A 14,349-nucleotide genomic window follows, 5' to 3' on the forward strand; every position below is an offset into this window, starting at 1 on the left:
CGCGGATTCCGCACCGCCCTGTACCGACGACACCGACCAGGAGTCACCTGCCATGCCCGGATCGCCTCCGGCAAAGTCCGCACGCCTCCGCCTCAGAGCCGTGACCGCCCTCGCCTGCTTGGCCGTCCTCCTGTTCGGCGTCGCGCTGCCGGGTGCCGAGCCCGCCGCCGCGGCGTCGTACGTCCCGATCTCGGGTGCCGGATCCACCTGGAGCCAGAACGCGCTCGACCAGTGGCGGGCCAACGTCAAGCAGTACGGCATGACGGTGAACTACAACGGCACCGGGTCCTCCGACGGCCGCAACCAGTTCCGCAACGGCACCGTCGACTACGGCGTCTCGGAGATCCCGTACGGCATCAAGGACTCGGGCGTCGTCGACCCGCCGCCCTCCCGCAAGTACGCCTACATGCCGATCGTCGCCGGCGGCACCTCGTTCATGTACAACCTCACGATCGGCAACAAGCGGGTGACCAACCTCCGGCTGTCCGGAGAGGTCATCGCCAAGATCTTCACCGGGCAGATCAAGACCTGGAACGACCCGGCGATCAAGGCCGACAACCCCGCGCTGGCCGGGGCACTGCCCGCCCGCAGGGTCGTCCCGGTGGTGCGCTCCGACGGCTCGGGCACCACCGCGCAGTTCACCACCTGGATGAGCAAGCAGTACACCTCGCTGTGGGACGCCTACTGCCGCCGGGCGGGCCGACCCGCGCCCTGCGGCGCGACGTCCAACTACCCGCTCGTACCGGGCAGCGGCTTCGTCGGCCAGTCCGGCTCGAACGGTGTGTCCGGCTATGTCGCCCAGGGCGGCAACGTCGGCACGATCACCTATGTCGAGTACTCGTACGCGGTGTACACGACCGGGTTCCCGGTGGCGAAGGTGCTCAACGCGGCCGGGTACTACACAGAGCCGACCGCGAAGAACGTCGCGGTCGCCCTCACCAAGGCCCGGATCAACGAGAACAGCTCATCGCCGGGCTATCTGACGCAGATCCTCGACGACGTCTACAACGACCGGGACGCGCGCGCCTATCCGCTCTCCAGCTACAGCTACATGGTCGTCCCGACCGCACTGGAGTCGAACTTCAACACCCAGAAGGGCAAGACCCTCGGCGCCTTCGCGTACTACTTCCTCTGCCAGGGGCAGCAGCACGTGGACAACCTCGGCTACTCGCCGCTGCCGATCAACCTCGTGCAGGCCGGGCTGAAGCAGGTCCGCAGGATCCCCGGCGTCGACGTCGAGAAGATCAACATCAAGGACTGCCACAACCCCACCTTCTCCAGCGACGGCAGCAACACCCTGGCCAAGACGGCCCCTTATCCGCCCGCCTGTGACAAGAAGGGCGCGGCCCAGTGCGCGACGGGCACGGGCGGCGCCAAGACCCCGACCACCGTCAACGGCAACGGCAACGGCAACGGCAACGGCTCGGGATCCACCGGCGGTTCGTCCGGGTCCGCCCAGGGCACCACGGGCTCCGGCGGAGGCGGCCCCGGCGGGTCGGCATCGGGCGCGGGCGGCAAGGGAACGGCCGGGTCGTCGGCCGGCACGGCAACCGGCGCAGGCGGCACATCCGCGGGCCCCGGGGCCACGATCGACCCGGACACGGGGCAGGTCGTCGGGGCCAACGGCGGCGCGGCCGGCGGCGGCAGCGGTGATGCGTTCGCCGTCCCCGTCACGACGGCCACGAGCATCGGGGGCGGCATGCGGACCGCGCTGATGGTGGTGGCGGGCGTGCTGCTGGTCGTGGTGACGGTCGGACCTCCGCTGCTGAACAGGCGCCTGAAGCGGAGTACGTCATGATCGCAGCGCTCCGCCGCTTCCTGCGGACGACGTCCGTCGTCGCGCTCGTCCTGCTCACCGCGGTGATCTGTGCCGTCGCCGTGACCATGCCTTCCCGGCCGGCCGACGCCGCCGACCAGAGGTCCGCGGTGACCGTCTCCGGACGGGGTCCGTACGCGAACCTGAAGGTGACCGTCAGCCAGACCCGGAACCTGGTCAACCAGGTGGTGAAGGTCTCCTGGAAGGGCGGCGCACCCACGGTCTCGGACACCACGTACGCGGCCAACTACCTCCAGATCATGCAGTGCTGGGGGGACAGCCCCGACAAGTGCCAGTTCGGCGGCTCGTCCGCGCAGGACACGGCCGGCACCGCCGGTGCGTACACCAACACCCGGCAGCTGACCTACGGCGGACTGAAGGACCCGGACCAGACGCTCCCGCCGCCCACCAGCACCGGTATCTCGTACGTCCCGTTCAAGTCGGCGACCGGCGATGTGATCACGAAGGGGAACTGGAACGAGTTCTACGACGTGAGCACCACGAACGAGACCCCTTACGCCCGCAGCGGCCCCGACGGCAAGGGCGAGGTGTACTTCGAGGCCCAGACGGCCCTGGAGGCGCCCGGTCTGGGCTGCGGCGAGGTGGCGGCCGGTGCCTCGAACGCGACGGCCGGCCGGCCCTGCTGGCTGGTCATCGTGCCGCGCGGCGAGAGCGAGGTGGACGGCAGCTCGTACCACTCCCAGCCGAGCGGGCTCCTGCAGTCCTCGCCGCTCACCGCGAGCAACTGGAAGCACCGGCTCGTCGTGCCGCTCGGGTTCGAGCCGATGGGCAGTTTCTGCCCGATCGGCGCCGACGAGCGCAGCACCCTCGGCCACGAGATCGCCGCCGAGGCCATCGCCCGCTGGCAGCCCGCCCTGTGCCAGTCGGCGAGCAAGACGATCTACGGCTTCGCCCAGGTGACCGACGACACCGCCCGGGCCAAGCTGGTCTCCGGCAAGCCCGGACTGGTCTTCCTCGGTCGCCCTGCCACCGCCGGCCAGGTGCCGTCCGGCCGGCGTCCCGTCTATGCGCCCATGACGCTGTCCGGGCTGACCATCGGCTTCTTCGTCGAGAGCCAGGCCGGTTTCAACGCACCGGGTGCGGTCACGGCGCGCAACGGAACACGGCTGACCGGACTCAATCTCACCCCAAGGCTGGTCGCCAAGCTGCTCACCGAGTCGTACCAGGACGGCAATTCGCGCCTCGCGCCGAGCACCGCCGAGAATCCGTTCAACCTGGCCCGCGACCCGGAGTTCATCAAGTACAACCCGGATTACAAGGACCTCGAATTCCGCGGCAGCCTCGGCGACGTGCTCGTACCCGAGGCGATCTCGGACGCGGCGTGGGAGCTGTGGAGCTGGTTGGACAAGGACCCGGCCGCCCGGGAGTTCCTGAGCGGCACCGCCGACAATCAGGGGCGGTACGGCAGTCGGGACTTCTCCGGGATGAAGGTCAACCCGCGCTACCGGAACGTCGAACTGCCGAGGAACGAGTTCCCGAAGAGCGACCCGTTCTGCCAGGAGTTCCCGAACAACCCGGGCCAGCCGCCGCTGTGCATCCAGGACAAGCATCCGTACGCCTCCGACATGCACACCGCCGCCCGCGCCGCCGCCCGCGGCGACACCCTGGCCCGCGCGAGCTGGGACAACACCAGTACGCCGCCCGGCTACAAGAAGACCCCGCCGCAGACCGCCGGCAAGCGCGCCGTCCTCGCCCTGACCGACACCGCGACGGCCGCCCGCTACGGGCTGGTGACCGCGAAGCTCCAGAACGCCGCGGGCCGGTTCGTGGGCCCCGACACCGCCGGTCTGCTCGCGGGCCAGGCGGCGATGAAGCCCAGCGGGGTCACGGGAGTTGTGAGCCCGAACCCGACCACGAAGGCTGCGAACGCCTACCCGCTCACCCTGCTCACCTACGCCGCGACCGTGCCCGAACAGCTGACCAAGAAGGAGGGCCAGGACTACGCGGCCTTCCTGAAGTACGCGGTGGGCAACGGGCAGCGGCCAGGAGTGTCGGCCGGAACCCTCCCGGAGGGGTACGCCCCGCTGCCGGGGAGCGTGCGTGCCGTGGCGCGTGCCGCCGCCGACGCCATCGCGTCCCGGGCCGGCACCTCGCCGTCGACTTCCGGCCCCGGAGGTGACACCGGCGGCGCCGGCACGGGCTCGTCCGGGGGCGGCACCGCAGGCGGTGGCGGGGGTGACGCGAGCGGCGGTGGCGGCGGCCAGGCCGCCGGCCGGCCGAGTCCGGCCGGTACCAAGGCGTCCCCGAACGCGACCACGAAGCCGACCGGATCGCCGTCCGCCGCGGCAGCCGCCGCCTCCGACGAACCGATCATCCGCACTCCGGCCTGGGCGCTCGGCGCTGTGCGCTACGCCCTCCTGATCGCGCTCATCGTCGGGCTCGCCGCCGCGGTCAGCGGCCCCCTCCTGCCGAGGGTGCTGCCGCGGCTGTCGGCAGGTCTGTCGGCCTGGCGCGCCGGGGCCAACAAGCCCGGCAGCGAAGGGAGGTGATGCCCGGACTCGAATCATCGACAGGTCCGCGCCAACGAACTGTCTGAACGCCGCGCCGGGCACCACCCGGCGCAAGCCTATCCGAGAGGTAACGCACGTGAACAAGAGGAAGATAGCCCTCGCCGCTGTCGGCATCACCGGTCTCCTCACCGGCACCGTCTGCGCCAGCCAGGCCGTCGCCGACCCCTCCGGGCCGCCGCCCTACCGCCAGCTCTCCGGTGTCGGCTCCGACACCACGCAGGACGTGATGAACGGCCTGGCCAACGCCATCACCGTCGGCGGCCAGAAGGTCATCGGCTCGTACGACGCCACCGGCTCGGCCCAGATCACCACCAAGGACCCCGCCACCACCCCGGGCTGCACCGTCAACCGCCCGAACGGGTCGAGCGCCGGACGCACCGCCCTGCTGAACTCCCTGCAGGCGGCCAACGGCTGTCTGGACTTCTCCCGCTCGTCCAGCCTGAACCTGGGCGCCGCGAACCCGGGACTGACCTATGTCCCGTTCGCCGTGGACGCGGTGAGCTACTCGATCACGCCCACCAGCACGGTGCCGCGCAAGCTCTCCCTGGCCGACCTCAAGGCCATCTACCACTGCGACCCCAACTACGTGGGCACCGCTCCCAACTTCAGCCTCACGGTGTACCTGCCGCAGGCGGGCTCGGGCACCCGTAGCTTCTGGGAGTCCACGATGGGGATCACCGACGCCGACGTGGTCGCCGGCGTCTACCCCTGCATCAAGGACACCAAGGCCGGCGCCCCCGTCCAGGAGCACGACGGCCGTGTCCTCGACGACAAGTCGATCGTCCCGTTCTCCATCGCGCAGTACAACTCGCAGGCGACGCAGACCATCGCCGACCTCCGCGGCCGCGCGATCCTCGGCACCATCGACAACCTCGCGCCGAACACCCTCAACAGCAACTTCGGTGTGAAGCGCGACGTCTACAACGTCATCCCGACCAGCAAGATCGGGACGGCGCCGTGGAGCACCGTCTTCGTCGGCTCGAACGCTCTGATCTGCCAGCAGCCGACCGTGATCAACACCTACGGCTTCGCGACCAACGCGAACTGCGGCGACACCAGCAAGCAGACCCCCTGACGCAGCCGCAGCACCTGCGTAGTTACTCAACCCCCCATGCCTGATTCATCGCTTTCGCCACTTTCGAATCCTTCAAAGAAGGAGAGCACGACTGTGTGGAAGAACACCCTCTCGCGAACCCTGGCGGGCGGTCTCGCGAGCCTGGTCGCCGTGCTTGCAGGCGGCCTGATCCTGGCTCCGTCGGCGCACGCCGCCGACATCGGCACCGCAGTGATCACCCCGGCGACCGGCTCCGACGTCTCCAGCATGACGCTGACCACGTCCGGCCCCTGCCCGGCCAACGCCACCAACGTCATTGTCTCGGTGACCGGTTCGGGCTTCCCGGCCGGCGGCCAGAACGTGGTCGGCAACTCGCCGATCAGCACCTACGGATCGACGGCGGACGGCGGGCTCATCATCCCGCTCTCCCAGACGATGCGTGACTACGCCAACACGGCGGGCTTCACCAACCTGACCGGCAAGTACAGCTTCCAGGTCACCTGCCGGACAGCCTTCAACGGCACCAGCCTCGGTGACTTCCCGGCGGCGGTCTGGTTCACGTCCAACACGGCGTACCAGAACACCGACCCGGCCGTGAAGACCGACACCACCACCTCCCTCGCGGTGTCCCCGGCCAGCCCGGTCACCGCAGGTACTCCCGTGACGCTGACCGCGACCGTCGGCCCGGCCGGCGCCGCGGGCACCGTGCAGTTCAAGGACAACGGCGCCGCGCTGGGCAACCCGGTGAACGTCTCCGGCGGCCAGGCCGCGCTCACCACGAGCAGCCTGGGCGCGGGCAGCCACTCGCTGACGGCCGCCTTCACGCCGAGCAGCACCGCCTACAACGCGTCCGCGTCCGCCGCAGTCGCTTACACGGTCAACACCGCTCCGGCGACCGCGACCACGACCGCGCTGGCCGTCTCGCCGGCCGGCACCGCGGCCCAGTACAGCCCGGTCAGCATGTCGGCCACGGTGGCGCCCGCCTCGGCCGCCGGTTCCGTGAAGTTCCAGGACACCGTGGGCGGCACCACCACCACGCTGGCCACGGTGCCGGTCGCCGCCGGTCAGGCCGCCTACACCACCAGCAGCCTGGGCGCGGGTGACCACACCTTCTCGGCGGTCTTCGTCCCGACGAACCCGGCCGCGTACCTCGGCTCCGACTCCGGTGCCGTTCCGTACGTGATCGGCGCCTTCGCCGGTGTCACCGCCTCGCAGGACATCACCACCACCGTCGAAGCCGGTGCGCTCGTCATCAGCGTCGACAACCCGCATGTCACCCTGCCTTCCCCGGTGCTCAACGCCAACGGTGACCTGCTGTCCACCACGGGCGCGATCAACCCGGTCACGCTCACCGACACCCGTGCCGGTAACCCGGGCTGGTCCGTCAGCGGCCAGCTGACCGACTTCTCGGACGGCGGTACGCACCTGATCAACGGTCAGAACCTCGGCTGGACGCCGAAGCTGATCGACAAGGGCGCGTCCCAGACCGTCACGCCGGGTGCTGCCGTCGCGGCCGCCAACGGTGTCGCCCCCGCGGACGCGGGCACGGCCGGACTCAAGTCCTCCCGTTCCCTCGCCAACGGAACCGGCCTGGGCACCGCCCACGTCGGGGCGGACCTGGCTCTCAACGCGCCCACCTCGACCGTGGCCGGCACCTACACCGCCACGCTCACCCTGACGGCCATCTGACCCACCCGGATGGTCACGGGGCGGCGGCACTGCCCCCCAGGTAAGCCGCCCCGGGCCGGGGCGGGCAGCGATGCCCGCCCCGGCCGCCCACCCACCCCGCTCCACCCGTCCCGCGCCCGAACGGACGACCCGACATGATCACGACCTCAGCCCGCCGCATCGCCGCCGTCCTGGCCGCATGCCTTCTCGCCGTCCTCCCGGCCGCAGCCGGAGCCGCGTCGGCCGCCGCCCCGGTTCCGGCCACCCGGCCCGGCGACGGCGGACAGGGGCGTACGACCTTCGGTGTCCAGCCGTCGGCCGCGAAGAAGCCCGACGCGCGGCCCCACTTCTCGTACGGGGCGACCCCCGGCGCCGTCGTCAAGGACCACATCGCCGTCCACAACTACGGCAAGAAGCCGCTCACCCTGCGCGTGTACGCCGGCGACGCCTTCACCACCGCCGACGGCGGCTTCGACCTGTTCGCGGCGAACCACAAGCCCACCGACGTGGGCTCCTGGGTGAAGCTCGGCAAGAACGTGCTGAGCGTGCCCGGCCGGTCCCACGTCATCGTGCCCTTCACCCTGACCGTCCCGCAGAAGGTGACCCCCGGGGACCACACCGGCGGCATCGTTGCCTCGCTCTCGGCGGTACGCACCGACAAGAAGGGCAGCAAGGTCGCGGTCGACCAGCGGGTCGGCGCGCGGATCTACCTGCGGGTTGCAGGGGAGCTCAAGCCCCGTCTCACCGTCGAGGGCCTGCACACGGCCTACCACGGCACGGCCAACCCCTTCGGCACCGGATCCGCGACCGTCACGTACACCGTGCGCAACACCGGCAATGTCCGGCTGGCAGCCCGTCAAGCGGTGCGCGTACGCGATCTGTTCGGCGGCGGTACGAAGGTGGCTGCCCCTCGTGACATCCCCGAGCTGCTGCCCGGCGCCGCCGTGAAGATCACGGCTTCGGCCACGGGCGTCCTCCCGGCCATGCGCGACACCACCACGGTCACCGTCGACCCCAGGCCCGTACGCGGCGACATCAAGCACCGTGTGCTGCCACGGGTCACGCGGGTCGAGGACTTCTGGGCCTTGCCGTGGGCGCTGCTGGCTCTGCTGCTGGTCGCCGCCGGAGCCTTGACGCTCCTGCTCGTACGCAGGCGTCGGCGGCGCGGCGCGGGCACGAGCGCACCGGAGCCGCGCCCTGCCGCGGCCAGGTCGAAGCAGGCCGTCGGCCTCGCGGCGATCCTGCTCACCGCCGGAGCGGTTGTCGCGGGCGCACCTGCCGACGCCCGGGCGGCGGAGTCCGGAGGACTCGCGGTCAGCCCTGCGCGGGGGAGCGACGCCCAGCCCATCACGCTCAGTTCCGCCGCGCCCTGCCCCGCGAAGACCGCCAACGTCATCGCCCGCGTCACCGGAGCGGGATTCCCCCGCGAAGGCCAGATCGTCGTCGGCAACGCCCCGCTCGCGACCTATCCGAAGGTGCCCGGCGGCGGCCTGTCGATCCCGCTCACGTACACGATGCGGGACTACGCCAGTACGGCCGGCTTCACCGCACTGCGCGGCACCTACACCTTCACGGTCAGCTGCCTCAAGGGCGCATTCGACCTGACGAGTCTGCGGGACTTCACGGGGTCCCTGCGGTTCACCGCGAAAGACGCGTACCGGGACGGTACGCGGGTCGCGGTCAAGGCTCCGGACGCCAAGGCGCCGGGGCAATCAGAGCAGCCCGTACCGCCGACCGTGTCGGGGGGCGGTACGGGCGCTGAAACAGGGAGCGCGGCGGGCGCCGGGGCGGGGGCGGGGGCGCCTTCCGTGCCCGCGAACGGGTCCGCCGCACCCGCGGGTGCGCCCGCCGCGACGGAAGCCGCCGCCCAGGACTCCGACACCTCGCTCGTCGCCTGGTCGGTGACCGGTTTCGCCGCCGCCCTGCTGGCACTCCTCATGGGTGCGGCTCACTGGGTGCGGGGACGCCGGGCGCGCGCCGCCGAGCCCGAGCCGGGCGACTGAACATCACCACCATCCATACCTCTTGAACCATCAGTCACAGGGAGAGAACACCGTGTCCATCACAACCAAGTCCCGCACCTTGATATCCCGGCCGGCCGCCGTCCTGCTCGGATCGCTGATCGCGGCGTCCGGCGCGGCCGGGGTGCTCACCGCGACCGCCGCGCACGCCGAGGTCGTCGGTTCGGCGGAGGTGTCCCCGGCCACCGGCACGGACACCAGCGGGATTTCGCTGACCACGTCGAAGGCGTGCCCGGACGCGGCCACGAACCTCATCGTCGCGGTGAAGGGCTCGGGCTTCCCGGCCGAGGGCCAGAACGTGGTGAGCAACTCGCCGCTCAGTGCCTACACGACCACCTCGGGCGGCGGCATCGTGGTGCCGCTGACGCAGACGATGCGTGACTACGCCAGTACGGCGGGGTTCACCACGCTGCAGGGCCGCTACGACTTCACGGTGACCTGCCGCACCGCCTTCAACGGCACCAGCCTCGGCGACTTCACCGCGCCGATCTGGTTCACCTCCAACACCGCGTACCGCAACACCGACCCCGCCGGGCCGACGGCCACGCCGTCCTCCTCGGCGCCCACCGGCACCGCCTCCCCGTCGCCCACGGGGACCGCCTCGCCGACCGACACCGCGTCTCCGACGGACACCGCGTCGCCCACCGACACGACGCTGCCGACCGACACCGCGTCGCCCACCGACACGACGCTGCCGACCGACCCCGCCGCCCCGACGGACACCGCGACCCCGGGCGGCGGCTCCCAGGGCATCTCCACCGATGTCAGCGGCGGCGGTTCGGGCGGCGGCAAGGGATCCCTGGCGGCCACCGGCACCGACATCGCGATGGCCGGCGTGGCTTCGGCCCTCCTCGTGGCGACGGGCATCACGGTCGTGCGGCGCAGCCGCCGGCGCGAGGAGTTCCCCGTCACCGACACCCCGAACGTCTGAGGCGGAGGCCGACCATGAAGTTCTCCACCGCACGCCGACCGCTGTCGGTAGCTCTCGCATCCCTCCTCGCCGCCGGAGCGCTCGCGCTCGGCACGACCGGAGCCAGGGCCGATGTCCTCGGCTCGATGGAGGTGACCCCTGCCACCGGTACGGACACCAGCGGGGTCACGCTGACCACCGCCGGGCCTTGCCCCGCCGAGGCCACCAACCTCATTGTCTCCGTGGCCGGTTCGGGATTCCCGGCCGAGGGCCAGATCGTGGTGAGCAACTCGCCGCTCAGTGCCTACACGACCACCGCGGGCGGCGGCATCGTGGTGCCGCTGACGCAGACGATGCGGGACTACGCCAGTACGGCGGGCTTCACCACGCTGCAGGGGCGCTACGACTTCACGCTGACCTGCCGGGCCGCCTTCGGTTCGACGACGTACGGCGATTTCACCGCCCCCATGTGGTTCACGTCCAACACCGCCTACCAGAGCACCGCTCCCGCCGCCGCGACCACGACCACCCTCGCGACGGCTCCGGTGAGCCCGGTCGTCCAGGGCACAGCCGTGAAGCTGACGGCGACGGTGGCCCCGGCCGAGGTGGCCGGTTCGGTACGTTTCCTGGACGGGGCGGCCCAACTCGGCACCCCCGTCGCGGTGTCCGCGGGAGTGGCCACCCTGTCCACCACCGCTCTGGCGGTCGGCACCCACGCGCTGAAGGCGGAGTTCACACCGTCCGACCCGGCGGTGTACGGCTCTTCGGCCTCCGCGGCTCTGTCGTACACGGTCAAGATCAAGCCCCCGGCAGTCGTCACACCGGCGAAGGTGACCGGCACCCTCAAGGTCGGCTATACGGCCACCTGCACCGTGGCCTTCAGCGGCGCGACGTCGATCAAGTACCTCTGGCTCCGCGACGGCGCAGTGATCAGTGGTGCCATCGCGCGCACCCGCCCCCTGGTCGCCGCCGACTACAACCACAAGACCGCCTGCCGGGCGATCGCGGCCAACAGCACCGGCAGCACCACCTCGACCAGCCCGGCCGTGACCGTGGCTGCGGGCCCGGCGCTGAAGAACGTGACGAGGCCCTCGATCACCGGCACCGCCAGGGTGGGCTACCGGCAGACCGCCAGGCCGGGGACCTGGACCCCCGCGGCCACCACGTACAGCTACACCTGGAAGCGCGACGGGCGGACGATCACCGGTGCGACCCGCGTGACGTACTACCCGACCAGGGCCGACCGCGGCCACCTGCTCACCGTCACCATCACGGCCAAGCGCCCCGGATACGCCTGGGGTTACGCCACCTCAGTGTCACGGAGGATCGGATGACGGCACCGGTTGCGCCGGCCGACGCCGTGACCGCGGACGGCGCTCCCGTCCGCGGCACATCACCCGGCGGCCCCGCGCCGTCCGGCCGTCCGGCCGCCGGGCCCCGGCTGCGCGTCGTCAGCGCGGCGTTGAGCATCCTCGCCGCGCTGCTGCTCGGATTCGTCGTCGACGTCACTCTCGTAGGCGACCTCCGGCACGCCCGCGACCGACAGGTCGACTACGCCGGCTTCCGCTCCGAACTGGCCAATGGCGTCGCGCCCATCGGCCGGTCCTCGGGCGGCGGCCTGGCGCCGGGACACGGCGCTGCGGTCGCTCTCCTCGACGTCCCCGTACTCCAGCTGCGCGAAGTCGTCCGCGAGGGAACCACGGCGCAGGACCTGGCCCGCGGGGCGGGCCACCGCCGGGACACCACCCTGCCCGGCCAGGCCGGAGTCAGCGTCATCATGGGCCGCCAGGCGACCTACGGGGGGCCCTTCCGGCGCCTGGAGGACCTGACAGCCGGGGACAGGTTCACCGTGACGACGGGCCAGGGGAAGCACACGTACAGGGTGATCGGCCCGCGCCGGGAGGGCGACCCCCAGCCACCGGCCGTCACCGGGGGCCGGGGCCGCCTCACTCTCATCACCGCCGACGGCACGCGGTTCATGCCCCGCGGCATTCTGCGGGTGGACGCGGACCTGGTCTCGGACGTACAGCCCGCGCCGGCGCCCGCCGTTCCGTCCGGCGCTCTGCCGGAGGACGAGAAGCCGATGGCTGTGCAGCAGACGGCCTGGCTGCCGCTCGTGCTGTGGGGCCAGGGGCTGGTGCTGGCGGCCGCGGCCGTCGCCTGGGCGCACGCCCGCTGGGGCCGGCGGCACACCTGGGTGGTGGGCGTGCCACTGCTCGGCGCCCTCGGCCTGGCCGTCGCCGACCAGGCCGCGCTGCTCCTCCCCAACCTGCTGTGATCGCGCCTTCTGCGATCGAACCCTCTGTGATCGAGCTTCCGTGATCGAGTCTCCGCCGAACAAGGACGTGCCGTGAGCGACCAGACCACCCAGACCGAGACCACCCTCCCGCTTCCGGCGCCGGTCGACGGCTTCGGGAGCGCCGGAAGCGCCGGAAGCGCCGGAAGCACCGGAACGACCGGAGCGACCAGCGCGACGGGGGCGACCCTTGAGGCCCGCCGGATCTCGGCCTGGTTCAGCGACCACAAAGTCCTCGACCGCGTGTCGCTGACCATGCCGACGAGCCTGGTCACGGCCCTCATCGGCCCCTCCGGGTGCGGCAAGTCGACCTTCCTGCGCATCCTCAACCGCATGCACGAACTCGTCCCGTCCGCCTCACTGGCGGGCGAGGTGCTGGTCGACGGCCAGGACATCTACGCGGCCGGCCAACGCCTGACCGAGGCGCGCCGCCGGGTCGGCATGGTGTTCCAGAAGCCGAATCCCTTCCCGGCTATGTCGATCTACGACAACGTCACCGCGGGGCTGAAACTCACCGGCGTCCGCCTCGGCGGCGGCGCCAAGGACGACCTCGTCGAGGAGTGCCTGACCAAGGCAGGCCTGTGGAAGGAGGTCCGCACCCGGCTGCGCCAGCCCGGCGGCGCACTCTCCGGCGGCCAGCAGCAACGCCTGTGCATCGCCCGCTCGTTGGCGATCCGCCCCAAGGTGCTCCTGATGGACGAGCCCTGCTCGGCGCTCGACCCCACCTCCACCCGCCGCATCGAGGAGACCATCCGCGAGCTGGTCCACGAGGTCACCATCGTGATCGTCACCCACAACATGCAGCAGGCGGCGCGCGTCTCCGACCAGTGCGCCTTCTTCCTCGCCGAACAGGGCACCCCGGGCGTGATCGTCGAACACGGCCCCACGCCCGCGATGTTCTCCGCACCCTCGGACCCGCGGACGGCGGACTATGTGGAGGGCCGCTTCGGTTAAGGTCCTGTCCGGCCGATCTTGCCGGGCTCGCGTGCCCTGGCACGCACTCCCCCGTAGCCCTTCGGGCACGGGAGGTGCCCCCACGCCGCGTTGCGTCAGTCGCCAACGCTCCGCGTGGGCTCTCCCCCTGCCTTCGGCGGGGGGACCCCCATCCTCCGGCCTGCAGCTGCACGCACCAGACCCCGCTCACTGATCCGGCCTGATCGACCGGACAGGACCTAACCCCGCGTACGCGCCAGAGGCGTCATCCCATCTCGACGGGAGCGCGCACCAGCGAGCCGTACTCGGTCCAGGAGCCGTCGTAGTTCTTGACGTCCGGGTAGCCGAGCAGTTCGTGGAGCGCGAACCACGTGTGCGAGGAGCGCTCTCCGATACGGCAGTAGGCGATGATCTCGCGGTCGGACGTGATGCCCTGGCGCGCGTACAGCTCCTTCAGCTCGTCGGCCGACTTGAACGTCCCGTCGTCGTTGGCCGCCTGCGCCCAGGGAACGTTGGCCGCGCCGGGTATGTGGCCGGGGACCTGCGCCTGCTCCTGCGGCAGATGCACAGGCGCCAGCTTCTCGCCCCGGTACTCCTCCGGGGAGCGTACGTCGACCATGCGGGCGGAACTCCCCAGGCTGTCCAGCACTTCGGCGCGAAGGGCGCGGAACTGCGGGTTCTCCTGCCCCGTTACCGCGAAGCCGGTGCGCGGGCGGTCCATGACCTCCTGGGTCAGCTCGCGGGCCTCCAGCTCCCACTTCTTGCGGCCGCCGTCGAGCAGCTTCACTCTGTTGAAGCCGCGCAGCCGCAGGATCCAGTAGGCGTACGCCGCGAACCAGTTGTTGTTGCCCCCGTACAGCACCACGGTGGTGTCGTCCTCCACCCCGGCCCTGCCAAGGAGCTGCCCGAGCGCTTCGCGGTCCACATAGTCGCGGCCGACGGCGGCGTGCAGGTCCCTGGCCCAGTTCCAGCCGACGGCGCCGGGAATATGGCCCTGCTCGTATGCCGAAGTGTCCTCGTCCACCTCGATGACGCGCACCGTCCCGTCGTCGAGGTGGGCGGCCAGCCACTCGGTGTCCACCAGTGTCTCGGGGTGGGCGTAGCCGCTGCTGCCCATGGT

General features: G+C 71.3%; 10 protein-coding genes. 9 read left to right on the forward strand and 1 reads right to left on the reverse strand.

Annotation, left to right across the window (positions count from 1 at the left end):
* The first annotated feature begins 52 nt into the window (after window positions 1–52).
* The 9 genes from pstS (at window position 53) to OOK40_RS29115 (ending at window position 13,250) form a co-directional block, all read left to right on the forward strand.
* A complete protein-coding gene (gene pstS / locus OOK40_RS29075) occupies window positions 53–1,798 on the forward strand; it encodes a phosphate ABC transporter substrate-binding protein PstS (RefSeq protein WP_266487381.1) in 1,746 nt (581 codons plus the stop codon).
* Window positions 1,795–4,326, forward strand: a complete 2,532-nt coding sequence (locus tag OOK40_RS29080; protein ID WP_266487382.1) for a hypothetical protein — start codon at window positions 1,795–1,797, stop codon at window positions 4,324–4,326. Before pstS ends, OOK40_RS29080 begins: the two co-directional genes overlap by 4 nt.
* A 97-nt stretch (window positions 4,327–4,423) precedes the next feature.
* Complete coding sequence (locus OOK40_RS29085) at window positions 4,424–5,422, forward strand: substrate-binding domain-containing protein (RefSeq protein WP_266487384.1); 999 nt, start codon at window positions 4,424–4,426, stop codon at window positions 5,420–5,422.
* Window positions 5,423–5,515: 93 nt separating this feature from the next.
* Window positions 5,516–7,090 carry an Ig-like domain-containing protein gene (locus OOK40_RS29090; protein ID WP_266487386.1) on the forward strand — a complete coding sequence of 525 codons (1,575 nt, stop codon included), beginning with the start codon at window positions 5,516–5,518 and terminating at the stop codon, window positions 7,088–7,090.
* Between the two features lie 134 nt (window positions 7,091–7,224).
* Window positions 7,225–9,072: a DUF916 domain-containing protein gene (locus OOK40_RS29095; RefSeq protein ID WP_266487387.1), complete on the forward strand. Its 1,848-nt coding sequence runs from the start codon at window positions 7,225–7,227 to the stop codon at window positions 9,070–9,072.
* A 52-nt stretch (window positions 9,073–9,124) separates the two neighbouring features.
* The gene (locus tag OOK40_RS29100) at window positions 9,125–10,021 is read left to right on the forward strand and encodes a hypothetical protein (RefSeq protein WP_266487388.1); all 897 of its coding nucleotides are present in this window, start codon (window positions 9,125–9,127) and stop codon (window positions 10,019–10,021) included.
* Between the two features lie 14 nt (window positions 10,022–10,035).
* Window positions 10,036–11,334 (forward strand): Ig-like domain-containing protein, encoded by a 1,299-nt coding sequence (locus tag OOK40_RS29105; protein ID WP_266487389.1) that lies wholly within the window; start codon window positions 10,036–10,038, stop codon window positions 11,332–11,334.
* Window positions 11,331–12,278, forward strand: coding sequence for a sortase (locus tag OOK40_RS29110; protein WP_266487390.1), 948 nt, complete (start codon window positions 11,331–11,333; stop codon window positions 12,276–12,278). The genes OOK40_RS29105 and OOK40_RS29110 overlap by 4 nt, the downstream gene beginning before the upstream one ends.
* Before the next feature lie 222 nt (window positions 12,279–12,500).
* Window positions 12,501–13,250: a phosphate ABC transporter ATP-binding protein gene (locus OOK40_RS29115; protein WP_266487730.1), complete on the forward strand. Its 750-nt coding sequence runs from the start codon at window positions 12,501–12,503 to the stop codon at window positions 13,248–13,250.
* A gap of 244 nt (window positions 13,251–13,494) precedes the next feature.
* Here the strand turns inward: OOK40_RS29115 and OOK40_RS29120 are convergent, their stop codons facing one another.
* Window positions 13,495–14,346 carry a sulfurtransferase gene (locus tag OOK40_RS29120; RefSeq protein WP_266487391.1) on the reverse strand — a complete coding sequence of 284 codons (852 nt, stop codon included), beginning with the start codon at window positions 14,344–14,346 and terminating at the stop codon, window positions 13,495–13,497.
* Window positions 14,347–14,349: the final 3 nt, after the last annotated feature.

The sequence above is a fragment of the Streptomyces sp. NBC_01481 genome (genome assembly GCF_026339995.1).
Lineage (GTDB): Bacteria > Actinomycetota > Actinomycetes > Streptomycetales > Streptomycetaceae > Streptomyces.

Bases quoted from the DNA above. Each gene is read 5' to 3' on its own strand.
- pstS (WP_266487381.1), top strand. From the start codon at position 53: ATGCCCGGATCGCCTCCGGCAAAGTCCGCACGCCTCCGCCTCAGAGCC.
- OOK40_RS29080 (WP_266487382.1), top strand. From the start codon at position 1,795: ATGATCGCAGCGCTCCGCCGCTTCCTGCGGACGACGTCCGTCGTCGCG.
- OOK40_RS29095 (WP_266487387.1), top strand. From the start codon at position 7,225: ATGATCACGACCTCAGCCCGCCGCATCGCCGCCGTCCTGGCCGCATGC.
- OOK40_RS29105 (WP_266487389.1), top strand. From the start codon at position 10,036: ATGAAGTTCTCCACCGCACGCCGACCGCTGTCGGTAGCTCTCGCATCC.
- OOK40_RS29110 (WP_266487390.1), top strand. From the start codon at position 11,331: ATGACGGCACCGGTTGCGCCGGCCGACGCCGTGACCGCGGACGGCGCT.
- OOK40_RS29120 (WP_266487391.1), bottom strand. From the start codon at position 14,346: ATGGGCAGCAGCGGCTACGCCCACCCCGAGACACTGGTGGACACCGAG.